Raw genomic sequence first — 23,644 nt, 5'->3', positions numbered from 1 at the left:
GAGACTATCTCTGTATCAGAGCTAATGAGGGAAAGGGAGGGTCAAGAGTGGAGGGGCGGGCTCGTTCAGAGGCCGATGACGCCGTCGATCCGTTCCCGGAGGAGGTCGGCGTGGCCGTTGTGGCGGGCGTACTCCTCGACCATGTGGATGAGCACCCAGCGCAGTGACACCGCTCCGCGCCAGGAGTCCTGGCCCTCGAGGTCGAGATGGGGCGCGTCCCTGACGAAAGCCTCGGCGAACGCCACCTCCGCGCGCCAGGCTTCCCAGGCGGCCGCGATGACCAGCGGGTCGGGCACGGCGCCCGCGAAGTCACCGTCGGGGTCGTCCGGGGAGGAGAAGCGCGGCGGGGCGTCCTGCCCGGCCAGGACGTGCCGGAACCAGCGGCGTTCCACGTCGGCGAGGTGCCGGAGCAGTCCGAGCAGCGAGAGCGTCGAAGGAGCCGCGGACCGCTGCGACAACTCGGCTTCCAGACCGGTGCACTTGAGCTCCAGCGTCGCTCGCTGCGCGGCCAGGAAGTCGACGAGCAGGCGCCGTTCGTCGCCGGTGGCGGGTCCGTTGAAGCGATGCTCCTGGCCGGTGCCGTCGAGGAGGATGTCCGCTCTTCTGCTGGGCGTCGTCATGGCGTCCATCATCGACTCCGCCGTCCGGCACTGGCTCCCCGGCCCCCGGACGCCGTGAGTTCACGACGTGTAACGGGCCACCAGGTCGTACCAGCCGGATTCCAGACGGTCGAGGGAGAGCCCGCGCCGGGTGAGCAGATGATGCACCAGGGTGGGGTCGAGATAGCCGAGCAGGGTGTGCGCGACGAGTTCGGTGTCGCCGGCCGTCCGCGCCTGGCGCAGCAGGAGCGTGACATGCGTGAGCCGCAGGACGTACGCGGGTGAGGTGTGGCGGCGTCCCGACTCGGCGTGGGCGGCCAGGTAGAGGTCGCGGTGGGTGTGTTCGTGGCGGATGACCGCCGCACCGAAGGCCCGGATCCGCTCCAGGGCGGGGGCGTCCGGTCCGAGCGGCGCCGGGCCGGTCAGGAACGCCGCCTGGAGTTGCCGCTCGTGGTGGTCCAGCAGGGCCATCAGCAGCCCGGTGCGGTCCCCGAACCGCCGGAAGACCGTGCCCTTGCCGACCTGGGCGGCCAGGGCGACGGCCTCCATGGTCAGGTTGGCGGCTCCCCGCTCGGCCGCCAGCCGGGCGGCCACCTCCAGCAGACGCGAGCGGTTGCGGGCGGCGTCGGCACGCAAATGGGGCGGCTCGCCGACCGGCGTCAGCGTGAGGTCCAGCCGCCCGTCCGGGGTGTCGTGCGCTGGGGGCGAGGACGACAGGGGCGAGTTCATGAACACAGCGTAACGCTCACGGAGGAAAGTGGACCCCGGTCCGGATAGGTGATAAAAAATTGAGCGGACCCCGGTCCGGATAGCCGGGGACCGCTTGACGAACCGCATTGCGCCAGCCCGCTCCCGACCGCATCTCCCCCTGGAGTCCCGCCATGTCTGTACGTATCCTCGCGCTCGTCGGCAGCCTTCGCGCCGGTTCGCACAACCGTCAGCTCGCCGAGGCAGCCGTCAAGCACGCCCCCGAGGGCGTGGAGATCGAGCTCTTCGAAGGACTCGCGGACGTGCCCTTCTACAACGAGGACCTCGACGTCGACGGCGGCGTGCCGGCCACGGCCGCCCGGCTGCGCGCCGCGGCCGGAGAGGCCGACGGCTTCCTGCTCTTCTCGCCCGAGTACAACGGCACCGTGACGGCCGTCCTGAAGAACGCGATCGACTGGCTGTCCCGCCCCTACGGCGCCGGCGCGTTCGGCGGCAAGCCGGTCGCCGTGGTCGGCACCGCGTTCGGCCAGTTCGGCGGCGTCTGGGCGCAGGACGAGGCCCGCAAGGCCGCGGGCATCGCGGGCGGCACGGTACTGGAGGACGTGAAGCTCTCCATCCCCGGCTCCAGGGTCCGCTTCGCCGAGAGGCACCCCGCCGAGGACGACGAGGTCGTCACCGGGCTCACCGAGGTCATCCAGCAGCTCACCTCCCAGGTCACGGCCGCCACCGTCTGAGCCCGAACACCCTTGGGCGGGACGGCGGTTCAGCCGTCCCGCCCTCGGGTTCGCCGGCAACGAGTGGGTGGCCCGCTACCGGATCCGGGTGGGCCGCGCGATCGGCTCGGCCGCGCTCGTCGCGGACGGACTGCACGCCCGCACGGACGGTTTCACCTCGCTCGCCGTTCTCGTGGGTGCGGGCGGTGCGGCCTTCGGGTGGCAACTCGCCGATCCCCTGGCGGGGTTGGCGATCACCGCCGCCATCGCCCTGGTCCTGCGCGACGCCGCTCGCGAGGTCTTCCGGCGCGTGATGGACGCCGTCGAGCCGGAATTGGTGGACCGGGCGGAGCAGGCGCTGCGCGAGGTACCGGATGTGCAGGGGGTCGGTGAGCTGCGGCTGCACCGGATCGGGCACCGGCTGCGCGCCGAGGTGGCCGTCGAGGTCGACGGCGAGGCGAACGTACGCGAGGCGCACCGCATCGCCGTCGAGGGCGAACACGCCCTGCTGCACGCCGTACCCAAGCTGACCGCGGCCCTGGTCCACGCCGATCCGGCGCCCGCGCCGTGGGAGACGGATCCCCACCTCCCCCTCGCGCATCACGCGACCCGCGTGAGCCGGCCTGAACGGCACTGCACCCCGGCCACCGCCCGTACGCCCGCGCGCCCACGCACCCCGGCCACCGCCCGTACGCGGGATCAGACGACTCCCAGCCCCTCCAGCACCACGGCGTTCGGCAGCTGGGCGAAGGCCTTGCCGGGCACCAGCAGCTTGCCCCGCCGCCGTCCGCTGCCCACCAGCACATACGGCAGACCGACGACCGCCGAGTCCACCAGTACGGGCCACTCCCCCGGCAGCCCGACGGGCGTGATGCCGCCGTACTCCATCCCGGTTGCTCCGGTCGCGGTGTCCATCGGGGCGAACGACGCCTTGCGGGCGCCGAGTTGGCGGCGCACCGCGCCGTTCACGTCCACGCGGGCGGCGGAGAGCACGACACAGGCCGCCAAGGTGGCCTCACCGCCCCGCTTGCCCGCGACGACCACGCAGTTGGCGGACTGGTCGAGCAGTTCCGTGCCGTAGTGCTCCAGGAAGACGGCGGTGTCCGCCCACTCCGGCCGGGTGTCGACGTACAGGATCTGCTCGGCGGGCACGCTGCCGCTCCAGCGGCGGACGGCCTCGGCGACCGGGGCGGTGAGTTCGTCGAGGCAGTTGGGGGCGGGCGTGGCGTGGTCGAAGTCTCCGAGAGGTGCGCGCATGGCGGCACGCTAACAGCCGTGCGGGAGGCTCCCGCCGGACGTCCCGCGCAGTGGTGCGCGCGGGCCCACCGGGCGCCTCAGTGCACGGGCGGGACCGACACCGTCATGATCATTTCCATCGGTACGTCGCCGTAATTGCCGTACGTGTGCGGGGCGTTGGCCTCGAAGGAGGCGCTCGCTCCTGCGGGGACACGGTGTTCGGCGCCGTCGACGACGAGGGTCAGCTCGCCCGCCGTGACATGGACGAGCTCGACCGTGCCTGCGGGATGCGGGTCGGAGGGGCTGTCCTCGCCGGGCATCAGCCGCCAGTTCCACATCTCCAGCGGGCCGGGCGCCTCCGTACCGGCGAGCAGCCGGTTGTAGCTGCCCGCGTCGGTGTGCCACATCCGTACGGCCTGGTCGGCCGGGACGATCCGGACCTTGGGCCCCTGCTCGTAGTCGAGCAGGGTGGTGATGCTGACCCCGAGGGCGTCGCCGATCTTGACGACCGTGCCGATGCTGGGGTTGGTCCTGGCCTGCTCGATCTGGATGAGCATGCCGCGGCTGACTCCGGCGCGTGCGGCGAGCGTCTCCAGGGTGAAGCCCCGCTCGGTGCGCCAGCGCTTGACGTTGCGCGCGAGGGACTGGGTCAGGAAGTCGAGGTCCGACACATTCCGTCCAATATTCTGGATGACAGAGTTCAGTCTGCTGAACTACGGTGGGGTGCACCGGATTGTTCACTGCACTGTACTGCGAGGCGACCATGACAGCATTCTTCGCCCTGGCCACCAGCCTCCTGTGGGGCCTGGCCGACTTCGGCGGCGGGCTGCTGACCCGGCGCATGCCGGCGCTCACGGTGGTAGTCGTCTCGCAGACGATCGCGGCGACCGTGCTCGGCGTCCTCGTCGTCGCGACCGGCGGCTGGCGCGAGGCGGGGCCCCAGCTGTGGTTCGCCGTGGCGGCGGGGCTGGCCGGGCCGGTCGCGATGCTCGCGTTCTACAAGGCGCTCGCGCTCGGTCCGATGGGCGTCGTCTCGCCGCTCGGCTCCCTGGGCGTGGCCGTCCCGGTCGGCGTCGGCCTGGTCCTGGGCGAGCGCCCGGGGATTCTGCAGTTCGCGGGCGTCGCGGTCGCTGTCGCCGGTGTCGTGCTCGCGGGCGGCCCGCAGCTCAAGGGCGCCCCCGTCCAGCGTCAGGCGGTCCTGCTCACCCTGCTCGCGGCGTTCGGCTTCGGCGCGGTCATGTCGCTGATCTCGGAGGCCTCGACCACGGTCACCGGTCTCTTCCTCGCCCTCTTCGTCCAGCGCGTCACCAATGTGGTGGCGGGCGGCACCGCACTCTTCCTCTCGGTCCGCCGCGGCGCCGCGGCGCTCCCGGACGGCAGCGGCATGACCCTGATCCGGCGTTCCCTGCCCGCCCTCGCCTTCGTCGGCCTCGCCGACGTCGCGGCCAACGGCATGTACGCGACGGCGGCCCACTACGGTCCGGTCACCGTGGCCGCCGTACTCGCCTCGCTCTACCCCGTCGTGACGGCCCTGGCCGCCCGCGGCGTCCTCAGTGAACGCCTGCGCGGAATCCAGGCCGCGGGCGCGGGCCTGGCACTGGTCGGCACGGTGCTGCTGGCGACGGGCTGAACGGGGGGGCGGCCCGCAGCCGGGCCGCCGGCACCGGGACTCGGCACGGCATCACGACTCGGCGCGTACGTCCCCCGCGGACTCGGCGTCGAGTTCGTCCAGCTCGGCGAGACCGGCGACCGCCTCCGCGTCGAGGTCCGACAGCGCCAGCAGCTGTTCCGGGGTGACGCCCTCGGGAATCGGCACGGGCGCCGGAGTGCGCAGCGGCGGCTGCCAGCCCTGCACCGGATCCCAGCGCCGTACGACCTTCGCCGGGGCGCCCGCGACGACCGCGTGGTCGGGGACCGTGCCGCGCACCACCGCTCCCGCGGCCACCACGACGTTCCGCCCGATCCGGGCCCCCGGCAGGATGACCGCGCCCGTCCCGATCCAGCAGCCCGGCCCGATGGAGACGGGGTCCATCCGCGGCCACTGCTTGCCGATGGGCTGGTGCGGATCGTCGTACGAGTGGTTCGTGGACGTCACGTAGACATACGGGCCGAAGTAGCAGTCGCTGCCGATCGTGACCGTCGTGTCGGCGATGACATGACTGCCGCGGCCGAGGACCACCCCGTCACCAATGCTGAGGATCGGGTCCGGCCCGAGGTCGAGGTCGGGCATCAACCCCGCGGTCAGAGTGACCTGTTCGGCGATGATGCAGTGCGCGCCGAGGTGGATCCAGGGTTCGCCGAAGACGGTGCCGAGGGGGAAGGCCAGTCTGGTACCTGTTCCCATCGCGCCGAAGCGGAGCCGTCCCGGGTGCTCGGCCGTGACCGCGCCCGTGCGCTGCGCCCAGGCCCAGCCCGCGTGGACGACGCGCTGGGCGAGGCGGCGACGCCATGATGAGAACGTGTTCTTGCTCCTGGGCACCCGCTCACGGTACTCACCGTGCCGCGCGGTCATGCGGCGGAGCCCCTGTGATCTTCACCCCACCCGGCCGTGCCCGGCCGCCGCCCATCGCTTACGGTGCCGGTACCGACGGGCCATCGACGAACGAGGAGGGTGCGATGACGCACCAGGCGCTGATCGCAGGGGTGGGCGGCAAGGATCCGAAGGTGGATCCGGAGGCGTTCGCGGCGCCGACGTCGGTCGTGCTCGGCGAGGTGACGCTGCACCCGGGCGCGAGTGTCTGGTACGGCGCCGTGCTGCGCGCCGACTGCGGTCCGATCGTCATCGGCGCCGACAGCAACATCCAGGACAACTGCACGCTCCATGTCGACCCGGGCTTCCCCATCACGGTCGGCGAGCGGGTCTCGATCGGGCACAACGCCGTGGTGCACGGTGCCACCGTCGAGGACGACTGCCTGATCGGGATGGGCGCGACGGTGCTCAACGGCGCGGTGATCGGCGCGGGTTCGCTGGTGGCGGCGCAGGCACTGGTGCCGCAGGGCATGCGGGTACCGCCGGGCTCGCTCGTCGCGGGCGTACCCGCCAAGATCAGGCGGGAGCTGACCGACGAGGAGCGCGAGGGCATCTCGCTGAACGGCACCCTGTACGTGGAACTGGCGAAGGCGCACCGCGCGGCGCACGAGGAGAGCTGAACCCGCCGGAGGCCGGTCGCGCGGCGCCCGGGTGACTCAGTCCGCGGTCGGGGCCGGTACGGGCTCCGGCTCGGCCGCCGCGGCGTGGGCCATCGCCTGCTTCGTCTTGCGCCGGACGAGCAGCAGCGAGGTGAGCCCGATGAGCAGCGCCACCACCAGGCCCAGCCAGGAGAAGCGCTTGAGCCAGGACTCCGCGACCACACCGACGTAGTAGATGACCGCCGTGGTGCCGCCGGCCCAGATGATCCCGCCGAGGACGTTGGCGATCAGGAACTTCCAGTACGGCATCCGCAGCACACCCGCGAGCGGGCCGGCGAAGATGCGCAGCAGGGCGACGAAGCGGCCGAAGAAGACCGCCCACATGCCCCACTTCTCGAAGGACCGCTCGGCGGTGGCGATGTGTCCTTCGCTGAAGTGCTTGGGGAACTTGCCGCCGAGCCAGGCGAGCAGCGGACGTCCGCCCTTGCGGCCGATGGCGTATCCGATCGAGTCGCCGACGATCGCGCCCAGGCTGGCGCACGCTCCGAGGATGACCGGGTTGATGCCCGCGTGCTGCGAGGAGAGCAGCGCGGCCGAGACCAGGACGATCTCGCCGGGCAGCGGAATACCCAGGCTCTCCAGGCCGATGACCAGCGCCACCAGCGCGTAGATGCTGACCGCGGGCACGGTCTCGAGCCACTCCTGGACGTGCAACGCCGGTTCCTCCGTATCGCTGTGCATGAGGCGGGCGTGACGCGCACCGCGTGATCGCCCGGCGTGCGCTCCCCCGGGGCACACGCCGGGCAGCCTACCCGTTCACCCCGCGGGAACGGAGTCCCAGAGGTCGCACCGATGGGCACCGTGGACGTCGGCGCTCACCGTGTTTCCGCCCGCGGACGCCGTCTTCAGCGACAGGACACGCCCGGGCCCGGCGGGCATCGCGGGCTGCCCCGCGGCCCGCGGGACCCCGTCCCGGACGAAGCTTCCCCAGTACCGCACCATCTGGCGCGACAGCCTGCGCTGCTCCGCGTTCAGCGGCGAGGCGAGACCGAAGTGCTTGAAGAGGTACTGCACCTCGTTCACATGGGTCGCGCCGAAGTCGAAGTCCGTGTGCAGATTGCGCAGCGAGGCGAAGGGCGGCGAGGAGCGGTCGGCGAACTCGTAGGAGTGGACCGGGCCGCGCGCCGCCAGCACGCCGTCCAGGCGCAGCGCCGGGCAGGCCATCAGGTAGTCGCCGAAGGCCGTGCCGTACGCGAGGGAGGGCGACGGGTACGCGGAAAGGGGGTAGCGCCGCAGGACCCGCTCGCCGAGGTCCGCGCCGAAGACGGATCTGAGGGCCGCGGGGTACCGCTCGGCCGTGAGCGGGGTGCCGTTCGCGTCGAACCGGCCGAAGGCGAAGAGCCGGCCCTCGTCCTGGTTCGCGCCGTTCAGGACCGGCACCCCGGCCGCCGCACCCCGGGCGTACGCCTCGAAGGGCTGGACGGGCAGGAAGTCACCGCCCACCACCGGTCCCCAGTCGAAGGCGGCCTGCGCGGCGAGGATGTCCGCGGCCGGCCTGCCCCGCAGACAGGCCAGGGACAGACCCGGGCAGCCGGCCTTCCTCGCGAAGGCCGCGCCGTCCGCGACGGCCGCCCGGTGCGTGCGGCCCGCGCAGTCGCCGTACGCGCCGCTCTCGACAATCCCCGCCCGGTACAGCCCTGTTGAGGCCGGCGAGGCCAGCTGGGTGCAGACCGAGCGACCGCCCGCGGACTCGCCCGCGATGGTGACGCGTCCCGGATCTCCGCCGAAGCGGCCGATGTTGGCCGCCACCCAGCGCAGTGCGGTCTGCTGGTCGAGCATCCCGAAGTTGCCCGAGACACCGTCGCGCGTCTCCCCGTCGAGCGCGGCCGTGGCGAGGAAACCCATCGCCCCGAGGCGGTAGTTGACGGTCACCACGAGCGCACCGGTCCGCCGGGCGAAAGTGTCGGGCACGACGTCCTCACCCGCTCCCGCGGTGAGGCCCCCGCCGTGCAGCCAGACCATCACCGGCCGCCGCACGGCACCCCGGGGGACGTACACATTGAGGTCGAGGCAGTCCTCCGTGTGGCTGGGCCGCTCGTATCCGGGATCCCAACTCGCCGTCTGTACACAGCGGTTGCCGAAGTCCCGTGCGGTGCGCACCCCGTGCCACGGCTGGACGGGCCGCGGCTCGCGCCAGCGCAGTTCGCCGACCGGGGGCTCGGCGTAGGGGACGCCGAGGAACTGCCGTCCCTCGGCGGTGGTCTCGCCGCGTACCCAGCCCGCCCGGGTGCGCACGAGCGCGGGGTCCGCCGCCGCCTGCGCGGGCGCCGGCAGGAGCGCGACGAGTACGGCGGCGAGGGCCACGAGAGGCCCCGCGAGACGACGTATCACGAGGTCACCTCCGCGGTCGTACGCAGCCGCAGGTCGCGGGAGGACGAACCCACCCAGACGGTACGGCGCCCCGTGCCGCGCACCCACGCGTGCCGTTCCGCGTCCCAGGAGGACAGCGTGCGGGCGGCGACGGTCACGGTGACCCGGCGCCGCTCCCCCGCCCGCAGTGCGAGGCGCTGGTATCCGCCGAGCACCCGGACGGCCTGGTCGAGCCGGAGGTCGGGCGAGCGGCCCACGTACACCTGGGCCACCTCGATGCCGTCCCGCCGCCCGGTGTTGCGGACGGTGAAGCTCACCGCGAGACCGCGCCGGTCCTCCCGTACGCGCACGCCTTCGTAGGCGAAGGAGGTGTACGAGAGCCCGTGTCCGAAGGGGAACAGTGGCCGTACGTCCTCGGCGTCGTACCAGCGGTGGCCGACGTGGATGCGCTCCGAGTACTCCTCGATGCCGTCCCCGCCCGGGTAGCGGAGCGGATTGCCCGCGACCGGGTGGTGGGCGTCGTCGACCGGGAAGGACTGCGTGAGCCGGCCGCCCGGATCGCAGTCGCCGAACAGGACGGCGGCGGTGGCGGCCGCGCCCTCCTGGCCGGGGTAGTACATCTGGAGCACGGCCGCGGTCCGCGCCAGCCAGGGCATCGAGGTCGACGACGAGGTGTTGAGGACGACGGTCGTTCGCGGATTCGCCGCGGTCACGGCCTCGATCAGCCGCACCTGGTGGCCCGGGAGCGCGATCGTCGTGCGGTCCTGGCCCTCGGTGGCGTCCTCGTAGGCGAAGAGGACGACGCTGTGGGCGGCGCGCGCGGCCCGCACGGCCTCGGCGACGTCCTGTGCGCGGGTCGCGCCGGTGATGCGCCGCAGCCGGAACAACTGGCCGTGGTCCCCGCCCTTCGCGGTGATCTCGACCCGGTGGGCACCCTTCGCGAGGGTCAGGGTCCTGCGGCGCACGGACAGGCCGTCCGGCGCGGCGGAGATCAGCCCGCCCTGGAAGTACTCCCCGACTCCGGGCAGCACCGGGAAGAGGTCCTGGCCGTCGACGAGCACCCGGGGACGCTCGCCGGAGTAGTGGATGACGAAGGTCCACTCGTCGGCGTCCGCGACGGTGAGCGAGCCTTCGTACGTCCAGGTCTTCCCGGCGGCGACGCCCTGGGCCTCGGTGTTGACGCCCCGGCCGAGCGCGCCCTCGGGGATCGGCTTGCCGTAGAGGTCCTCACCCAGCGCGTACGACACCCGGGCGCCGCGGCCCGCGCGGGACCTGATGGCGTCGAGGGGGCTCTCGGCGCGGTCGGGGACGACGTGCGCGCTGCCGCCGCCGCTGACGAACGGGAGGGTGCCGGTGGGCCCGACGACGGCGATGCTGCGGGCGGCGGCCCCGGCCAGGGGCAGGGTGTGGTGCTCGTTGCGCAGGAGTGTCGCGCCGGCCTTGGCCACCTCCAGGGCGACGGCGGCCCCCGCGCCGGGATCGCGAGCTGGGCGGGGCGGCGCGCTCCCGTCGAGCAGGCCGAAGCGGTCCATCGTCGCGAGGATGCGGCGCACGGCACGGTCGACGTGCCGCTCGGGCACGCTGCCGTCGCGCACGGCGTTCTTCAGCGCGGTGCCGAACCAGGTCCCGTCCGGCATCTCCATGTCGAGCCCCGCGGCGAGCGCGGCGGCGGTGCTGTGCGCGGCGAACCAGTCGGTCATCACCCAGCCCTCGAAGCCCCAGCGGGTACGCAGGATGTCGGTGAGCAGGACCTTGTTCTCGCAGGCGAAGGTGCCGTTGACCTTGTTGTACGCGCCCATGACCGCGCCCGTGCCGGCGGCGACGGCCGCCTCGAAGCCGCGCAGTTCGACCTCGTGCATGGTCTGCTCGTCGACTCGCACGTCGACGGTCATCCGGTCCTTCTCCTGGTTGTTCATCGCGAAGTGCTTGACGGTGGCGATCAGGCCCTCGCCCTGGATCCCGCGGATCTCCGCCGCGACCAGATCGCCCGCGAGCAGCGGGTCCTCGCCGAACGTCTCGAAGTTGCGGCCCCCGTAGGGAGTGCGGATGAGGTTGACCATCGGGGAGAGCAGGACGTCCTGGCCGAGGGCGCGGCCCTCGCGGCCGATGACCTGGCCGAAGCGGTGGGCGAGGTCCGGGTCGAAGGCGGAGGCGAGCAGCACGGGGGCGGGAAGTGCGGTGGCGTGCTCGGTGACGCGGACGCCTGCGGGGCCGTCGGCGAGGCGGAGCGGGGGGATGGACAGGCGGGGGACGCCGGGCACGTATCCGGCCTGACCGAGCGAGTCCGGGTCGGTGGCGCCGTGGAGCAGGGAGATCTTCTCGTCGAGCGTGAGCTTGGCGATCAGGCTCTCCACGCGGCGGCCGGCTCCGGTTTCCGGTCTGTCCTCGCCGGCCGCGTATGCCGGGGCCATGGCGCCGGTTCCGGTGGCCGCCGCGGCGACGGCGACGGCGCCGCCCAGCAGGCGCATGGCCGATCGGCGGGAAAAAGTGTGGGACATGGGCCGTCACTCCTTCTGTGCGCGGACACGTCGTTGTGGACCGCGTTTACACGTGCCAACCACAGCCGCGTTCGGCCCTTGAACGCACTATGCGTCAGGGCCGACTTGACAAGTCGTCAGGCACCACGGGTACGGCGCGAAAACTATGACCGGTAGTGACTCGTGTCAATGAAGTGAACGGAAATGGCAGGCCGACCGACAAGAAATGAAGGGGGCGCCGCGTGCGGGAGGGCGGCCGGCGGGGTGCGCAGCCGCGCTCAGGGGTGTCGCTCGTACGAGATTGTGCGGGCCCGGCCGGCGAGGCGTGCCCCCTGCCCTCAGGGGTACTGGAAGGGTTCAGCGGCGGCCGCCGCGGCCGCCGGACGAGCGACCGACGGAGAGCCGCGATGACCCAGAAAGTGCACGAGATCATGACCAGCGCACCCGTCTCGGTGGGACCGCTCACCGCGGTCACCGAGGTGGCGCGGCGCATGCGCGACGAGAACATCGGCGCCGTACTCGTCACCGAGGAGGACGAGCCGCGGGGGCTGGTGACGGACCGCGACCTGGTCGTGCGCGTGCTCGCCGAGGGCAGGGCCCCCGGCGACACGACCGTTCAGGAGGCGTGCAGCCCGGGCCTCGTCACCGTCGCCCCCGAGGACGACGTCGACCGTGCCATCCAGCTGATGCGCGAACACGCGCTGCGCCGGCTGCCCGTCGTCGAGGACGGCAAGGCCGTCGGCATCGTCGCTCTCGCCGACCTGGCGATGGAGCGCGATCCGTCGTCGGCGCTGGGGGACATCAGCGCCGCGGCGCCCAATACGTGACGGCAACGGGGGTCTTGCCGCGGGGCTTTCACCTGGGGCACCGGAGCCGTGCCGGGAGGCTTTCACCTGGGGTGATGGCCGCCTTGTCGCGGGGCCTTCGCCTGGGGCTAGGGCCACCGCGCCGCGACGCCTTCACCTGGGGGCAATGGCGCCATGGCCCGGGCTTTCACCTGCGGCGACGGCACCGTCGACCGAGGCAGTCGACCGAGGCAAGGGTGGCGTGCCGCCCGGTGGAGTGTGCTCAGCTGTTCGGGCGGAGGGTCCAGACGACCGTCATCTCGCCGGTGACGGCGCCGTCCGCGCGCTGGATGGCGATCGCGACCGGGAACTCCGGGCGCTGACCGGCGTCGAGCTCGGCCACGATGTCGGCGGCGGGACGGCCGAGGGTCGCCGTGGCGGTCACCGGCCCCATCGCGAGCTTCTTGTACGCGATGTCGGCGCGGACGGCGAGCGGCACGGCACGCGAGAGCTGGTCCCCGAACGCGGCCAGCACGATCGCCCCGCTCGCCGACTCGCCCAGCGTGAACATCGCTCCGGCGTGCGGTCCGCCGACGTGGTTGTGGTACTCGCCCTGGTCCGGCAGGGCCACCACGGCCTTCTCCGGACCGGTCTCCAGGAACTCCAGCTTCAGGGTCCTGGCCATCGGCACTGTGGCGGCGAGCATCTCGCCGATCGACATCTGGTCTGCGCTCATGCCGTAATGTTACCCGCGAGTAGATATCTTTGGCCAGGGCCCCCGGGCGTCCCCCGTATTGTTGCGGCCCATGTGGCCAGGAGAGCAGCCGCCAGGGGGCGCGCAGAATTCGCAGCAGGACGCCGGGGGCGGGCAGCCGAACCCCTATCAGCAGCCCGGCTATCAGCAGCCGAATCCCTACGGGCAACAGGCGCCGTGGAACGCCCCGACGGCCCCGGCAGGCGCCGCGGTGCCGCCACCGACGGGCGGCGGCAACCGGACCGATCGCCGGACTCGGGTTGTGGCGATCGTCGCGGCGGCGGCCGTGGTGGTGGCCGCCGGGGTGACGGGGTTCGTACTGTTCGGCGGCGGCGAGGACGACAAGGCGGGGCCGGAGCCCGCCAAGTCCGGCTCACAGCAGCCGAGTTCGAGTGACCCGCGCAATTCCGACGCCCTGAAGCCGACCATCGCGGGCTGGAAGGTCGTGTTCAATCCCGACACGGGGATCGCCTTCGACGTACCGGCGCAGTGGGCGCCTTCTTCCAAGGACTGGGTCTCGTATGTCGTCGCGCACGACGACCCGGACGGCGACCCGCTCATCGCCATGAAGGCGCCTGCGTTTCTCCAGGAGAAGTGGTGCGGTTTCGACGACGACCTGGACGGCACGAAGGACTACTCGCCCCTCGGCGCCGCGGGCAGCAAGGGCAACAACGGCGCCAAGAACCCGGCGGAGATCGCCCGGTCGAACCCACGGACCTGGGTCTACGGGATGTACACCCAGCCCGACGAGTCGAAGGTCAAGTCGGGTCAGGTGACGCCGTACACCACGAAGTCGGGCATCAAGGGCAGCCTTGGCACCGCGTGGTCCACGGGTGTGGAGAAATCGAAAAAGTGCGTCACGGACGGGAAGGCGACGACGTTCGCCTTCAAGGACCCGGAAGGGGACCTGGTCTCCTGGTCGTTCTACGGTCCCAAGGGCGTGTCCGACGAGGTGCCGGACGCGACCGTGCGGAAAATCCTCGGCACCGTGCGGCTCTCCAAGGACCCGTCCGAGTCCTGATCCGGTACAGGTCTGACGAGGGGCAGTGACCCAAACGTGTCACAGGCGGCACTAGGGTTACTGCCCATGTGGCCAGGACAGCAGCCGCCCGGGGGCGAGCAGAACCCGCAGGACCAGAACCCGAACCCGTACCAGCAGTCGGGGTACCAGCAGCCGAATCCGTATCAGCAGCCCGGATTTCAGCAATCGGGACACCAGCAGCCCACTCCGTACCCGCAGCAGCCGGGATCGGGGCAGTGGGGTGTTCCCGGCCCCGCGGGCACGCCCGAACCGCCGCGCGGTGACGGCAAGAGCACGAAGATCGTCGCGATCGTGGCGGCGACCGCCGTGGTCGTCGCCGCCGGTGTCACCGGCTTCCTGGTGCTGAACAAAAACAAGGACGACAACGCGGACAGCGGCAAGGACGCGAAGGCGTCCGCCGGTGCGTCGAAGGACCCGAGCGCGTCGGCCTCCGCCGGCAATCCGCGGGGTTCGGACGACGAGAAGCCGACGATCGCCGGCTGGAAGGTCGTCATCAACCCCAAGTGGGGTACGGCGTTCGATGTTCCGGCGGACTGGGAGGTCCAGTCCCCTGACTCGGGCGTCGTCTTCGAGGACGAGAGCAAGTCGGACCTCAAGCCGCTCATCAGCGTGTCGGCGCCCGCTCTCTACCGTTCGAAATGGTGCACGTCGGACGACGACAAGGACGGCAGGAAGGACGACACGTCGCTGGCCGGCGTGGGGACCAAGGGCGCGAGCGGCGCCAAGAACACCGACGAGATCGCCGTCAACACCGTGCCCTGGTGGATCTTCGGCGGCTATACGCAGCCGGACAAGAAGAGCATCACGTTCGACAAGAAGGCCCAACCCTATAAGACCAAGTCGGGCGTTGAGGGCAGCATCGCCTGGGCCGAGTCGAACAATTCCCCCCAGAAGGGGAAGTGCGCGAGCGACGGCAAGGCGGTCACCTTCGGCTTCAAGAATTCAGCCGGGGATTTCGTGTCATGGAGCTTCTTCGGCGCCAAGGGCGTCAAGGACGAGGTCCCCAAGTCCACCATCATGCAGATCCTCAGCACCGTGCGCCGTCATGGGGACCCGACGGAAAACTGAGGAACCTCGCGCGTCAGGGCTGAATCCGGATCAGCCGATGCCGAAAGCCCCCGCGGGTGGCTCCGGGGAAGGGACCGCGTTCTCGTCGTGGACGGGGGTGGCGGTACCGGTGAACCGCCCGAGCGCGGGGCCGTGTTCCACGCGGGCGGGGAAGGCGTCGGACGCGGTGCGGCGGGCGAGGGCCGCGGTGTCGAGGGGGCGGTGGGAGGCGACGAGCACCGCGTTGCCGAAGCGACGGCCGCGCAGGACGCCGGGCTCGGCGATCAGGGCCAGTTCCTCGAACACCGTGGCAAAGGTGGCCAGTTGGGAGCGGAGGAAGGCGAACGGCGCCGCATCGGCGAGGTTGGCCAGGTAGACGCCGTCGGAGCGGAGCACCCGCTCGGCGGCGCGCGCGTACGCCGTGGAGGTCAGGTGCGCGGGGACGCGTGAGCCGCCGAAGACATCCGCGATGACGATGTCGGCGGAGTCGGGTGCGGCGGCCTCGAGCCAGCCGCGCGCGTCCGCGCCGTGCAGCGTGATGCCGGCGTCGTCGGGCAGCGGCAGGTGCTCGTTGACGAGGGAGAGCAGGCCGCGGTCCGCCTCCACGACGTCCTGCCGTGAGCCGGGCCGGGTCGCGGCGACATAGCGGGGCAGCGTGAGCGCACCCCCACCGAGATGCAGCACATCCAGCGCCCGTCCCGGTTCCGCGACCGTGTCCAGCACATGACCGAGCCGCCGTGCGTACTCGAACTCCAGGTGCGTCGGCGCGTCCAGATCGACGTACGACTGCGGCGCTCCGTCGACAGTGAGCAGCCAGGCCCGCCGCCGGTCGACGTCCGGCATCAGCTTGGCGGTCCCGTGATCCACGTCCCGCGTCACGGGTATCGGCTCGTCCACGGCTCCATTGTGCCGTCTGGGGACGCAGGGTCAGGTCATGTACGGGGCTCGGCCCTTGCCGGTCCGGGGCAGGTCACGTACAGGGCTCGGCGCCCCTTCAGGATGCAGGCCCGCGTCAGGCCACGTACCGGCCTCGACACCCCTTCAGGATGCAGGCCCGCGTCAGGCAGGCCATGTACCGGCCTCGATCCATGCGCCGGGCAGGCCTTCGCCGGCTCGATCCCCACGTCGCTCAGACCCGGCCTCCGCGCCCCTCAGCCCGTCCACACCTCCGCGACCTCTGCCGCAAGGGCGGGGGCCTGGGTTCGGCCGGCGCGGGCTGCGGCCGCTCTCACCGACGGGTCGAGGGGGTTGCGTCCGAAGGACTGCTTGGCGGTGCGGTCGGGGGTGACGACCGCGACCCGCGCGCCGGCCTCCCTGAGCGCGCGCCCCTGGGCGGCGGCCGAGGCGAGAGGGCCGGCGCCCATCGCCATGGGCGCGAGGACGACCACGCGCTCGTAACCGACGGCCAGGTGGGCGTTGGCCGGGGAGTGGACACCGCCGTCGGTCCAGCGGCGGCCCTCGATGGTGACCGGCGGCCAGACACCCGGCACGGCACAGCTGGCGGACACGGCGTCGACCAGGGCGACACCACTCTCCCGGTCGAACACCCGCAGCTCACCGGTCACCGCGTCGACGGCCGGCATGCGCAGGGCCTGCGCCGGCCAGTCGGGCGAGACCAGCCGGCTCTGGATGGCGGCGCGACGGTCCGCCTCGGAGGGGGTACGGGCGCTGAGCGCCATCCGCCCGACCTTGCGGGCGTATGCCTCGGGTGTCCGCGAGGTCAGCGTGGCCAGCACGAAGCGGAGGAGCTGCGCCGCGCCCAGGCGGGCGGGGATCTCCCCCTTGGGCTCGGCGAGCTGACGTTCGTAGAGCTCCCGCAGCGTCAGCTCGCCCGAGGCGAGCTGGGCGCCGACGGACGAACCGGCGGATGTGCCGATCACGACATCGGCGTCACTCAGATCCACCCCCGCCTCACTGAGCCCGTACAGGATTCCCGACAGCCAGCCGATGCCGCTGCTGCCTCCGCCACCGAGTACCAGTGCCTTGCCTGCCATGGTCGTCCCATCTCCGCATGCCGGCTTTCCTGTTCAGTCTCGCCCACGGCACTGACATGCGTACGTGCGGGTGCCCGTCCGTCTCCGGTACGGGCACCCGCACAGACCACCGTCGGCCCAGCGAGGACACCGCCCCCGCACAGACCACCGTCGGCCGAGCGAGGTCCGTCCCCGCGCCAACCGCCGTCAGCCGACCGAGGTCACCGTCCCCGCGCCGACCGTCCGGCCGCCCTCGCGGATCGCGAAGCCGAGACCGGGCTCGAGCGGGACGTCACGGCCGAGCTCCACCGCCATCGTGACGGTGTCACCCGGCCGGGCCACCGCCGCCTCGCCCAGGTCGACGTCGCCGACCACGTCCGCGGTGCGGATGTAGAACTGCGGCCGGTAGCCGGTGGAGACGGGTGTCGTACGGCCGCCCTCGCGCGTCGACAGGACGTACACCTGCGCCGAGAACCGGCGACTGGGTACGACGCTGCCGGGCGCGGCGACGATGTGCCCGCGCCGTACGGCGTCGCGGGGCACCCCGCGCAGCAGCAGCGCGACGTTGTCCCCGGCCTGCGCCTCCTCCATCGGCTTGCCGAAGGTCTCCAGACCGGTGACGACCGACTCCACGGCGGCGCCGAGCACCTCGACGCGGTCGCCGACCCGGATCGTGCCGCGCTCCACGGCACCGGTCACGACCGTGCCGCGGCCGGTGATGGTGAGCACGTTCTCGACGGGCAGCAGGAACGGCGCGTCGAGATAGCGCTCCGGGATCGGCACATACGTGTCCACCGCGTCGAGCAGCGCGTCGATCGCCGCCGTCCAACGGGGGTCCCCCTCAAGGGCCTTGAGACCGGACACCCGTACGACCGGTACGGCGTCGCCGCCGTAGCCGTGCGCGGAGAGCAGCTCGCGTACCTCCAGCTCGACGAGGTCGGTGAGCTCCTCGTCACCCGCGTCGGCCTTGTTGAGCGCGACCACGATGTGGTCGACGCCCACCTGCCGGGCGAGCAGCACGTGTTCGGCGGTCTGCGGCATGATCCCGTCGAGCGCGGACACGACGAGGATCGCCCCGTCGAGCTGGGCCGCGCCGGTGACCATGTTCTTGACGTAGTCGGCGTGGCCCGGCATGTCCACGTGCGCGTAGTGCCGGGTGTCGGTCTCGTACTCGACGTGCGCGATGTTGATGGTGATACCGCGCGCGGCCTCCTCCGGGGCCCGGTCGATCCGGTCGAACGGAACGAACGTGCCGGAGCCGCGCTCGGCGAGGACCTTGGTGATGGCGGCGGTCAGGGTGGTCTTGCCGTGGTCGACGTGACCCATCGTGCCGATGTTGAGGTGCGGCTTGGTCCGCACGTAAGCCGTCTTGGGCATGGCTCTACCTCGAAGCGTCTTCAGATCGGATGAACTGAGTGAAGGTCCCGGCGCGTACCGGCCGGGACGGGGACCCCGAGGACTTGCCGACCCTCCCCCTGCGGGGTCCGCCGGACGATCCGGGAAGGGTCAGCTTCGGGCGCCGTCGACGGCTGCCACGATGATCTGGACGGCAGCCTTCGGCGCATCCGCGACTGCGGATGCTGCGAGGAGGAAGGCGTACCGGAACATGAGGCGATCATCGCCCACGCGTCTGCCCACGTCGAATGGTTTTCCGCGCCTGAAGAACCCCCGTCAGGACGGCTGTTCCTGGTGTTTCCGACGGTGCCTGAGGGTGCCTCAGGGGCCGATGTTCCTGAGAGCCTCGCGCGCCGACAGCGGCGCGAGCCGGTCCCGTTCCCGGGTGACGAAGTCCCGTACGGCCTCCGGATCCGTCTTGGCGTACTCGCGCAGACACCAGCCGATGGCTTTGCGGATGAAGAAGTCGCCGTGGCCGGACTGGCGCACGCAGTAGGCGAAGAGCCGTTCCGTGTCGGTGGCGTCCTGGTACCGGAGCTGGTGGAGCAGGGCCGTCCGGGCCACCCACAGGTCGTCGTCCTCGATCCATGTGTCCATGGCGGCCTTGAGCTTTGGATCGGCGGCGACGAGGCCGCCCACCACATGGGAGGCCAGCGCGTCCACGGTGTCCCACCACGGGATCGTGGTGACGAGATGGCGGGCGACCGGCAGGAAGCCGGACGACAGCCGTCCGACGTGCCGGCGCAGGTAGTCGACGGCGAAGTAGTGGTACTCGCGTTCCGGCAGCCGCCAGCAACGCAGTGCCACGGCGGTGCAGTCGGCCTCGTCGGGGCGGCCGGTGCCCAGCAGGACGGTCCGCGACAGGGCGCGGCGGTCGGGGGTGGCCAGACCGAGAAAAGGCGCGACGTCCTTCATGTACGCGCCCATCGACGCGGCCCGTTCCGGGTCGGCCGCCGCGCCGTACGTGGCCGTGAGCCGTTCCAGCAGCGTGTCCGCGAGCGCGCTGTCCGGCAGGCCGGCCGGAACACCTGACGTTCCCGAAGCTGTGACGCCCATGAGACGAACCATACGGCGATCACACACGCCGGTCGGTTAGTGTCACCGGATGCTCGATGCCACCACCCGCTCTGGGGGCACCGCCACGGCCACTCCCCCGGCCACCGCCATGGAGCTCGCCTCCACCGCGGATCTCGTCGGCACGACGAACCTCGTGGACGCGAGAGAACTCGTGCGTATGACGGCACCTGTCGGTGCGACATCACGTATCGGCGCACCGGCTCTCGTCCTGGCCGGCAGCGTCGGCCCCGCCTCGCCCAGAGGTTTCGCCGCTCACTGCACCAGAGTGCTGCTCTCTCCGTGGTCGCGGCTGTCCCTGCTGGTGGCGCTGCTCGCGGCCGGAGCGGCCACCGTGCTGCTCTTCGAGCCGCAGCGGCTGCTGTCCGACGGCTGGCCGCCCCAGCTCGGGGGCGCCGCGGCGGCCGGGCTGTTCGCGGTGGCCTACGGGCTCTGCACGGTCGCGTTCGTGCCGCGTCCGCTGCTCAATCTCGCCGCGGGAGCCCTGTTCGGCTCCCAGCTGGGCGTGGGCGCCGCGCTCGCGGGCACCGTGCTCGGTGCGGGAGTGGCCTTCGGTCTCGGCCGGATCCTCGGGCAGGACGCGTTGCGCCCACTGCTGCGCGCCCGCTGGCTCAAGGCGGCGGACGGACAGCTCAGCCGGCACGGCTTCCGCTCGATGATGGTGGCCCGGCTGTTCCCGGGAGTGCCGTTCTGGGCCGCGAACTACTGCGCCGCGGTCTCCCGGATGGGCTGGTTGCCCTTCCTCCTCGCGACGGCCCTCGGCTCGATCCCGAACACCGCCGCGTACGTCGTCGCCGGCGCCCGCGCCTCGTCGCCGACCTCGCCGGCCTTCCTGATCGCGATGGGCTTCATCGCGGTCCCGGCGCTGGTCGGAACCGTCGTGGCCTGGCGCAAGCGGCATCATCTGCGCGGCTACTGAGCGTCGGGCCGGGCCGTACGCCGCTCAGGGGGCCGTGCGGCTGCTTCCGAACCCGCCGAGGGCCGCCGGACGCGGAATGTCCGGCACCTTTTCTCGGCTCGGCCGGCACCGTTTCTCGGCTTGGCCGGCACCGCTTCTCGGCTCGGCCGGCACCGCTTCTCGGCTCGGCCGGTCATCGGGAGGCCGCGTCCGGCGGAGCCCTCCGGACGCGGAACACCCAGCACCCCTCCCGCTGCGAACAGCCTGCGGGACCTGACCGGTTACACAGCCTCCAGCACCATCGCGTTGGCGAGTCCGCCCGCCTCGCACATCGTCTGCAGCGCGTAGCGGGCCCCACGGGCCCGCATCGCGTGGACGAGGGTCGTCGTCAGCCGGGTACCGCTCGCGCCCAGCGGGTGGCCGAGGGCGATCGCGCCGCCGTGCACGTTCACCCGGTCGAGGTCGGCGCCCGTCTCCTGCTGCCAGGCGAGGACGACCGCCGCGAAGGCCTCGTTGACCTCGAAGAGGTCGATGTCGGCCAGGCTCAGTCCCGCCTTGCGCAGCACCTTCTCCGTGGCCGGGACGACGCCCGTCAGCATCAGCAACGGGTCGGATCCGGTGACGGCGAAGCTGTGCAGCCGCGCGATCGGGCGCAGACCCAGCCGGGCCGCGGTCTCGCTCGACGTGATCAGCACAGCCGACGCGCCGTCGTTGACCGGACTCGCGTTGCCGGCGGTGACGTTCCACTCGATCCCCGGGAAGCGCTCGGCGAACGCCGGGTCGTAGTAGGCGGGTTTGAGGCCGCCGAGTATCTCGGTGGTGCTGGACGGCCGCACGCACTCGTCGCGCGTCACGCCCTCCAGGGGAGCCACTTCGGCATCGAACAGGCCACCGTCCCAGGCCGCGGCCGCCCTCTGGTGCGAGGTGACCGCGAAGGCGTCCATCTGCTCGCGTGAGACCGACCACTTCGCGGCGATCAGCTCCGCGCTGATGCCCTGCGGCACCAGACCCTCCGGGTAGCGCTCGGCGATCCCGGGTCCGAAGGGGTCCGTGCCCGCCGGCACGTTCGACCACATCGGTACGCGGCTCATCGACTCCACACCGCAGGCGACGACGATGTCGTACGCGCCGGACATCACACCCTGCGCCGCGAAGTGCACGGCCTGCTGGGAGGAGCCGCACTGGCGGTCCACGGTGGTCGCGGGCACCGTCTCGGGAAAGCCCGCCGACAGGACGGCGTACCGGGTGGTGTTCATGGCCTGCTCGCCGACCTGGTCGACGGTGCCGCCGATGACGTCGTCGATCAGCGCCGGGTCCACACCGGAGCGTTCGACGAGGGTGCGCAGGGTGTGCGCGAGGAGTTCCACGGGATGGACATGGGCGAGCGAGCCGTTCGGCTTGCCCTTGCCGACAGGGGTGCGTACGGCTTCGACGATCACGGCGTCACGCATGGTGTGCCTCTCAGGTCAGGAACCGGCGATGGGGCGGGGTGGATCTTCAAACGTGGGCGGGTCGGATCTTCAAAAAACGTGGGCGGGTCGGATCTTCGAACGTCGGGTGAGTTGGATCTTCGAACGTCGGGTGGGTTGGGCCTTCAAACTCGACGCAGCGCCCGAGGTCTACGAGCCCGCCACGACCGAGCGCGTGCGTTTGAATTCCAAACCCACTAAGTGACTCGAGAGTAGCTCAGTGGGTTGGAACTACCAACCCACCCCCTAGACTGGTCTCATGAAGGACGCCCGCCCCTGCTCGATCGCCGGCACGCTCGCCCTCGTCGGCGAGAAGTACTCGCTGCTCGTCCTGCGCGAGGTGTCCCTGGGCGCCACACGCTTCGACCAGCTGGTCCGGAACATCGGCGCCCCGCGTGACGTACTGACCGCGCGCCTGAAGCGGCTGGTCGACGTCGGCGTACTGGAGAAGGTCGAGTACACCGACCGCCCCAAGCGCTACGAGTACCGGCCCACCCCGGCCGGTCTGGAACTGGAGTCGGTGCTGCTCACGCTCATGGCGTGGGGCGACCGTCATCTCCAGGAGGGCGGCTTCCGTCCCATGGTGCTGGAGCACACCTGCGGCAACGAACTCGTGCCCCAGGTCGTGTGCCGGGAGTGCGGCGAAGAGGTCCGGCACGACGATCTGATGCCGCACCCGCAGGCGCCGGGCTGGACGGTGACGGGGCCCGCGGTCGCGTAGGCCACCGACGCCCGGCCAACACCGACGGGCCGGCGCGCGGCAGGGACGAGAATTCGGTCGCCGAAGCGGACGCTCCCGTCCCGTTTACGCTCCGAAACCCCCGTGATCGGCGCCCCGGCGCGGAACGCTACGCTGCCCCTCAAGACCAGTGATCACCGCGCCGGGACGGCCCGGTGCCCCCATCACCCCTTCCGCCATCAGCACTTGGACCACGTAAAGCCATGTCTTGGTTTGAATCCCTCATCCTCGGACTCGTCCAGGGGCTGACCGAATTCCTCCCCGTCTCGTCCAGTGCGCACCTGCGGCTGACGGCCGCGTTCGCGGGCTGGCACGACCCGGGAGCGGCCTTCACGGCGATCACCCAGATCGGCACGGAGGCGGCGGTGCTGATCTACTTCCGCAAGGACATCGCGCGGATCATCTCCGCGTGGTTCCGCTCCCTCGCGAACAAGGCGATGCGGCGCGACCACGACGCGCAGATGGGCTGGCTGGTGATCGTCGGCTCGATCCCGATCGGCGTGCTCGGGGTGACGCTGAAGGACCAGATCGAAGGGCCGTTCCGTGATCTGCGGCTGACCGCGACGATGCTGATCGTGATGGGTGTCGTGCTCGGCATCGCCGACCGGCTGGCGGCGCGCGACGAGACGGGCGGCCGGCACCGGGCGGCCAAGCAGCGCAAGACCCTTCAGGAACTGAGCATCAAGGACGGGCTGATCTACGGCGTCTGCCAGGCGATGGCACTCGTCCCAGGCGTCTCCCGGTCCGGCGCGACCATCAGCGGCGGCCTCATCATGGGGTACACACGCGAAGCCGCGGCCCGCTACTCGTTCCTCCTCGCGGTACCCGCGGTGCTCGCCTCCGGCGCGTTCGAACTCAAGGACGCGAGCGAGGGGGGTCATGTCTCCTGGGGGCCGACGATCTTCGCGACGGTCATCGCCTTCGTGGTGGGTTATGTCGTGATCGCCTGGTTCATGAAGTTCATCAGTTCGAAGTCGTTCATGCCCTTCGTCTGGTACCGGATCGCGCTGGGCATCGTCATCCTCGCCCTGGTGGCGACGGGCGCGCTGAGCCCGCACGCTGCGGAGTCCTCGGGCTGACAGCCCCCTGGCGCGAGTACCCAGCGCATCCGTCACCACAGGAACGTCGTGGAGCCTCACCCGCTCGACGCGGAGCAGGTCCGCGGGTGGAGTCACTGTCGGCCTGATCGCACTCCTGGGCCGAACTCCCTTGCTCCGGGCGCCCGTTGAGCACTCG

Annotated in this window: 23 protein-coding genes and 1 pseudogene; 10 read left to right on the top strand and 14 right to left on the bottom strand. The window is 71.5% G+C overall.

Features of this window, described 5'->3' with window-relative positions:
• Positions 1-65: 65 nt before the first annotated feature.
• Both ACFVYF_RS12415 and ACFVYF_RS12410 read right to left on the bottom strand, forming a co-directional pair.
• Positions 66-620, bottom strand: coding sequence for a DinB family protein (locus tag ACFVYF_RS12415; protein ID WP_389454869.1), 555 nt, complete (start codon positions 618-620; stop codon positions 66-68).
• Positions 621-680: 60 nt separating this feature from the next.
• Positions 681-1,328, bottom strand: a complete 648-nt coding sequence (locus ACFVYF_RS12410; RefSeq protein ID WP_389454867.1) for a TetR/AcrR family transcriptional regulator — start codon at positions 1,326-1,328, stop codon at positions 681-683.
• A gap of 152 nt (positions 1,329-1,480) precedes the next feature.
• Between ACFVYF_RS12410 and ACFVYF_RS12405 the strand changes: the two genes are divergently transcribed.
• A complete protein-coding gene (locus ACFVYF_RS12405) occupies positions 1,481-2,041 on the top strand; it encodes an NAD(P)H-dependent oxidoreductase (protein ID WP_389454865.1) in 561 nt (186 codons plus the stop codon).
• A gap of 43 nt (positions 2,042-2,084) precedes the next feature.
• A pseudogene (locus tag ACFVYF_RS12400) lies at positions 2,085-2,627 on the top strand (cation diffusion facilitator family transporter); the annotation flags it as partial.
• A gap of 92 nt (positions 2,628-2,719) precedes the next feature.
• Here ACFVYF_RS12400 and ACFVYF_RS12395 read toward each other — a convergent pair.
• Both ACFVYF_RS12395 and ACFVYF_RS12390 read right to left on the bottom strand, forming a co-directional pair.
• On the bottom strand, positions 2,720-3,277 hold the full coding sequence (locus ACFVYF_RS12395; protein WP_389454863.1) for a YbaK/EbsC family protein: 558 nt from the start codon (positions 3,275-3,277) through the stop codon (positions 2,720-2,722).
• A gap of 77 nt (positions 3,278-3,354) precedes the next feature.
• Positions 3,355-3,927, bottom strand: coding sequence for a helix-turn-helix domain-containing protein (locus ACFVYF_RS12390; RefSeq protein ID WP_389454861.1), 573 nt, complete (start codon positions 3,925-3,927; stop codon positions 3,355-3,357).
• Between the two features lie 92 nt (positions 3,928-4,019).
• Between ACFVYF_RS12390 and ACFVYF_RS12385 the strand changes: the two genes are divergently transcribed.
• On the top strand, positions 4,020-4,886 hold the full coding sequence (locus tag ACFVYF_RS12385; protein WP_389455476.1) for an EamA family transporter: 867 nt from the start codon (positions 4,020-4,022) through the stop codon (positions 4,884-4,886).
• Between the two features lie 51 nt (positions 4,887-4,937).
• On the opposite strand, the gene ACFVYF_RS12380 is transcribed toward ACFVYF_RS12385, so the two are convergent.
• The gene (locus ACFVYF_RS12380; protein ID WP_389454859.1) at positions 4,938-5,768 is read right to left on the bottom strand and encodes an acyltransferase; all 831 of its coding nucleotides are present in this window, start codon (positions 5,766-5,768) and stop codon (positions 4,938-4,940) included.
• Positions 5,769-5,872: 104 nt separating this feature from the next.
• Between ACFVYF_RS12380 and ACFVYF_RS12375 the strand changes: the two genes are divergently transcribed.
• Entirely contained in the window at positions 5,873-6,406 is a 534-nt protein-coding gene (locus ACFVYF_RS12375) for a gamma carbonic anhydrase family protein (protein ID WP_383276237.1), read from the top strand.
• Positions 6,407-6,442: 36 nt separating this feature from the next.
• Here ACFVYF_RS12375 and ACFVYF_RS12370 read toward each other — a convergent pair whose 3' ends face one another.
• From ACFVYF_RS12370 to ACFVYF_RS12360, 3 genes are all read right to left on the bottom strand, one after another.
• On the bottom strand, positions 6,443-7,099 hold the full coding sequence (locus ACFVYF_RS12370; RefSeq protein ID WP_389455475.1) for a DedA family protein: 657 nt from the start codon (positions 7,097-7,099) through the stop codon (positions 6,443-6,445).
• Between the two features lie 102 nt (positions 7,100-7,201).
• Positions 7,202-8,776, bottom strand: coding sequence for a carboxylesterase/lipase family protein (locus tag ACFVYF_RS12365; RefSeq protein WP_389454857.1), 1,575 nt, complete (start codon positions 8,774-8,776; stop codon positions 7,202-7,204).
• Positions 8,773-11,253 carry a beta-glucosidase gene (locus tag ACFVYF_RS12360; protein WP_389454855.1) on the bottom strand — a complete coding sequence of 827 codons (2,481 nt, stop codon included), beginning with the start codon at positions 11,251-11,253 and terminating at the stop codon, positions 8,773-8,775. The genes ACFVYF_RS12365 and ACFVYF_RS12360 overlap by 4 nt, the downstream gene beginning before the upstream one ends.
• Positions 11,254-11,639: 386 nt before the next feature.
• Here ACFVYF_RS12360 and ACFVYF_RS12355 point away from each other — a divergent pair, with 386 nt between their 5' ends.
• A complete protein-coding gene (locus ACFVYF_RS12355; RefSeq protein WP_389454853.1) occupies positions 11,640-12,059 on the top strand; it encodes a CBS domain-containing protein in 420 nt (139 codons plus the stop codon).
• A gap of 241 nt (positions 12,060-12,300) precedes the next feature.
• Here the strand turns inward: ACFVYF_RS12355 and ACFVYF_RS12350 are convergent, their stop codons facing one another.
• Positions 12,301-12,738, bottom strand: coding sequence for a DUF4442 domain-containing protein (locus tag ACFVYF_RS12350; RefSeq protein ID WP_389455474.1), 438 nt, complete (start codon positions 12,736-12,738; stop codon positions 12,301-12,303).
• An 85-nt stretch (positions 12,739-12,823) separates the two neighbouring features.
• Between ACFVYF_RS12350 and ACFVYF_RS12345 the strand changes: the two genes are divergently transcribed.
• Both ACFVYF_RS12345 and ACFVYF_RS12340 read left to right on the top strand, forming a co-directional pair.
• Positions 12,824-13,792, top strand: coding sequence for a hypothetical protein (locus tag ACFVYF_RS12345; RefSeq protein WP_389454851.1), 969 nt, complete (start codon positions 12,824-12,826; stop codon positions 13,790-13,792).
• 66 nt (positions 13,793-13,858) lie between these two features.
• Positions 13,859-14,881 carry a hypothetical protein gene (locus tag ACFVYF_RS12340; RefSeq protein WP_389454849.1) on the top strand — a complete coding sequence of 341 codons (1,023 nt, stop codon included), beginning with the start codon at positions 13,859-13,861 and terminating at the stop codon, positions 14,879-14,881.
• A gap of 30 nt (positions 14,882-14,911) precedes the next feature.
• Here ACFVYF_RS12340 and ACFVYF_RS12335 read toward each other — a convergent pair whose 3' ends face one another.
• The 4 genes from ACFVYF_RS12335 to ACFVYF_RS12320 all read right to left on the bottom strand — a co-directional run bounded on the left by ACFVYF_RS12335 (position 14,912) and on the right by ACFVYF_RS12320 (position 19,284).
• Positions 14,912-15,757, bottom strand: coding sequence for a spermidine synthase (locus tag ACFVYF_RS12335; protein WP_389454847.1), 846 nt, complete (start codon positions 15,755-15,757; stop codon positions 14,912-14,914).
• Between the two features lie 254 nt (positions 15,758-16,011).
• Positions 16,012-16,854 (bottom strand): patatin-like phospholipase family protein, encoded by an 843-nt coding sequence (locus tag ACFVYF_RS12330; RefSeq protein ID WP_389454845.1) that lies wholly within the window; start codon positions 16,852-16,854, stop codon positions 16,012-16,014.
• Between the two features lie 186 nt (positions 16,855-17,040).
• Positions 17,041-18,210: an elongation factor Tu gene (gene tuf, locus ACFVYF_RS12325; RefSeq protein ID WP_389454843.1), complete on the bottom strand. Its 1,170-nt coding sequence runs from the start codon at positions 18,208-18,210 to the stop codon at positions 17,041-17,043.
• A 339-nt stretch (positions 18,211-18,549) separates the two neighbouring features.
• Positions 18,550-19,284, bottom strand: coding sequence for a DNA alkylation repair protein (locus tag ACFVYF_RS12320; RefSeq protein ID WP_389454841.1), 735 nt, complete (start codon positions 19,282-19,284; stop codon positions 18,550-18,552).
• A 49-nt stretch (positions 19,285-19,333) separates the two neighbouring features.
• On the opposite strand from ACFVYF_RS12320, the gene ACFVYF_RS12315 reads away from it, so the two are divergent.
• The gene (locus tag ACFVYF_RS12315; protein ID WP_389454839.1) at positions 19,334-20,221 is read left to right on the top strand and encodes a TVP38/TMEM64 family protein; all 888 of its coding nucleotides are present in this window, start codon (positions 19,334-19,336) and stop codon (positions 20,219-20,221) included.
• 260 nt (positions 20,222-20,481) lie between these two features.
• Here ACFVYF_RS12315 and ACFVYF_RS12310 read toward each other — a convergent pair whose 3' ends face one another.
• Positions 20,482-21,651, bottom strand: coding sequence for a thiolase family protein (locus ACFVYF_RS12310; protein ID WP_389454837.1), 1,170 nt, complete (start codon positions 21,649-21,651; stop codon positions 20,482-20,484).
• A gap of 277 nt (positions 21,652-21,928) precedes the next feature.
• Here ACFVYF_RS12310 and ACFVYF_RS12305 point away from each other — a divergent pair, with 277 nt between their 5' ends.
• Together ACFVYF_RS12305 and ACFVYF_RS12300 are read left to right on the top strand one after the other, a co-directional pair.
• Positions 21,929-22,390, top strand: a complete 462-nt coding sequence (locus tag ACFVYF_RS12305; RefSeq protein ID WP_389454835.1) for a winged helix-turn-helix transcriptional regulator — start codon at positions 21,929-21,931, stop codon at positions 22,388-22,390.
• A gap of 221 nt (positions 22,391-22,611) precedes the next feature.
• Positions 22,612-23,487 carry an undecaprenyl-diphosphate phosphatase gene (locus tag ACFVYF_RS12300; RefSeq protein WP_389454833.1) on the top strand — a complete coding sequence of 292 codons (876 nt, stop codon included), beginning with the start codon at positions 22,612-22,614 and terminating at the stop codon, positions 23,485-23,487.
• Positions 23,488-23,644 lie beyond the last annotated feature (157 nt).

It is taken from the genome of Streptomyces sp. NPDC058274 (genome assembly GCF_042881375.1).
GTDB lineage: Bacteria > Actinomycetota > Actinomycetes > Streptomycetales > Streptomycetaceae > Streptomyces.
The sequence above is the reverse complement of the archived record's forward strand: the minus strand, read 5'-3'. Positions and strand labels throughout refer to the sequence as shown.

Coding starts and splice junctions, on each gene's coding strand:
- ACFVYF_RS12360 (WP_389454855.1), bottom strand. CDS start 11,253: ATGTCCCACACTTTTTCCCGCCGATCGGCCATGCGCCTGCTGGGCGGC.
- ACFVYF_RS12310 (WP_389454837.1), bottom strand. CDS start 21,651: ATGCGTGACGCCGTGATCGTCGAAGCCGTACGCACCCCTGTCGGCAAG.
- ACFVYF_RS12345 (WP_389454851.1), top strand. CDS start 12,824: ATGTGGCCAGGAGAGCAGCCGCCAGGGGGCGCGCAGAATTCGCAGCAG.
- ACFVYF_RS12395 (WP_389454863.1), bottom strand. CDS start 3,277: ATGCGCGCACCTCTCGGAGACTTCGACCACGCCACGCCCGCCCCCAAC.
- ACFVYF_RS12415 (WP_389454869.1), bottom strand. CDS start 620: ATGACGACGCCCAGCAGAAGAGCGGACATCCTCCTCGACGGCACCGGC.
- ACFVYF_RS12340 (WP_389454849.1), top strand. CDS start 13,859: ATGTGGCCAGGACAGCAGCCGCCCGGGGGCGAGCAGAACCCGCAGGAC.
- ACFVYF_RS12380 (WP_389454859.1), bottom strand. CDS start 5,768: ATGACCGCGCGGCACGGTGAGTACCGTGAGCGGGTGCCCAGGAGCAAG.
- ACFVYF_RS12305 (WP_389454835.1), top strand. CDS start 21,929: ATGAAGGACGCCCGCCCCTGCTCGATCGCCGGCACGCTCGCCCTCGTC.
- ACFVYF_RS12385 (WP_389455476.1), top strand. CDS start 4,020: ATGACAGCATTCTTCGCCCTGGCCACCAGCCTCCTGTGGGGCCTGGCC.
- ACFVYF_RS12330 (WP_389454845.1), bottom strand. CDS start 16,854: ATGGCAGGCAAGGCACTGGTACTCGGTGGCGGAGGCAGCAGCGGCATC.
- ACFVYF_RS12355 (WP_389454853.1), top strand. CDS start 11,640: ATGACCCAGAAAGTGCACGAGATCATGACCAGCGCACCCGTCTCGGTG.
- ACFVYF_RS12300 (WP_389454833.1), top strand. CDS start 22,612: ATGTCTTGGTTTGAATCCCTCATCCTCGGACTCGTCCAGGGGCTGACC.
- ACFVYF_RS12320 (WP_389454841.1), bottom strand. CDS start 19,284: ATGGGCGTCACAGCTTCGGGAACGTCAGGTGTTCCGGCCGGCCTGCCG.
- tuf (WP_389454843.1), bottom strand. CDS start 18,210: ATGCCCAAGACGGCTTACGTGCGGACCAAGCCGCACCTCAACATCGGC.
- ACFVYF_RS12315 (WP_389454839.1), top strand. CDS start 19,334: ATGCTCGATGCCACCACCCGCTCTGGGGGCACCGCCACGGCCACTCCC.
- ACFVYF_RS12375 (WP_383276237.1), top strand. CDS start 5,873: ATGACGCACCAGGCGCTGATCGCAGGGGTGGGCGGCAAGGATCCGAAG.
- ACFVYF_RS12405 (WP_389454865.1), top strand. CDS start 1,481: ATGTCTGTACGTATCCTCGCGCTCGTCGGCAGCCTTCGCGCCGGTTCG.
- ACFVYF_RS12350 (WP_389455474.1), bottom strand. CDS start 12,738: ATGTCGATCGGCGAGATGCTCGCCGCCACAGTGCCGATGGCCAGGACC.
- ACFVYF_RS12410 (WP_389454867.1), bottom strand. CDS start 1,328: ATGAACTCGCCCCTGTCGTCCTCGCCCCCAGCGCACGACACCCCGGAC.